The 1,206-nt window shown below is 50.1% G+C and carries 1 pseudogene; it reads left to right on the forward strand.

Annotation, left to right across the window (positions count from 1 at the left end):
* Positions 1 to 366: 366 nt before the first annotated feature.
* Positions 367 to 1,080, forward strand: a pseudogene (mgtE, locus tag P5683_RS25000) (magnesium transporter); the annotation flags it as partial.
* Positions 1,081 to 1,206: the final 126 nt, after the last annotated feature.

Genomic DNA, 1,206 nt, shown 5'->3' on the forward strand with positions numbered 1-1,206 from the left:
TCCCTTGACACCAATCTGGACTTCTACAACTCCAAGGCAAAGGTAAACGCTTCTTTCTATCCCTTGGGCGAGTTGAGACAGTCGCCTAGTGTTGGGTATGGCTAACCCTCCCACCCGCCCCTACCCAAGGAACCTAAAAGAAAGCCCGTTTCTATCACTGGGGCGGGTTTAGACAGTCGGCTGGTGTGGGGTACGGCTAACCGTTGAACCCGCCCCTACCCAAGGAACCTAAAAGAAACCGGGTTTCTGGTTAGAAAAGTTCTGGGCAGGAGCAGCGATCGCTCATGTCACGCTAAGATTTTCAGTAGCAGTTTTGGAGATCATCCCTTGACTCAAAACCCTCAACCATCCGTTCCCCTGTCTACCATGTCGCGTAAAGAACTGAGGGAATTAGTGCGATCGCAACTACAAGTATTGTTAGAACGCCGAGATCTGCAAACTGCCAAGGCTATTTTAGTTCCAGTCCAACCAGCGGACATTGCCGAAGCCATTGAGGGATTACCCGAAACCATGCAGGTCATTGCCTTTCGCCTATTATCCAAGGATGAGGCGATCAAGGTTTATGAGCAACTCGACTCTAGCGTTCAGCAGTCATTGTGCGAAAAATTCAAACGCCAGGAAGTCATCGATATTGTCGATAAAATGTCCCCGGACGATCGCGCTAGACTATTTGACGAACTACCCGCCGCCGTCGTGCGTCGCTTAGTTGCCGAACTGAGTCCATCTGAACGCCAAGCCACAGCCTTATTACTAGGTTATGAGGCTGACACAGCCGGGCGAATTATGACTCCTGAATACATTTCCCTCAAGGAAGAGTACACCGTAGGTCAGAGTTTAGAGCGTATTCGCAGTTTAGCCCATGTTACCGAAACCGTTTATTCTTTGTATGTCACCGACTCCGATCGCCATTTAATTGGCATTCTCTCCCTGCGCGACTTAGTAACTGCTCAGTTAGAGCAAACCGTTGGTGAAATCCTCAGCCGGGATTTTGTCTCTGTACAAACCTATACAGACCAAGAAGAAGTCGCCCGCATCATTCAGCGATATGATTTTCTAGCAGTTCCTGTCGTCGATAGTCAGCACCCCCGGCTGAAGCACAGGGGCTTCGTGCCCCCCTTTCAGGTAGCTGACCAGCTATAGCCTTAACTGGCTACGTTCAGAGCAAGAGTTAAAGTTCCTACCCTGGAATGCGTGCTAGTTCCAGGC

The organism is Limnospira sp. PMC 1279.21 (genome assembly GCF_032349615.1).
GTDB classification, from domain to species: domain Bacteria; phylum Cyanobacteriota; class Cyanobacteriia; order Cyanobacteriales; family Microcoleaceae; genus Limnospira; species Limnospira fusiformis.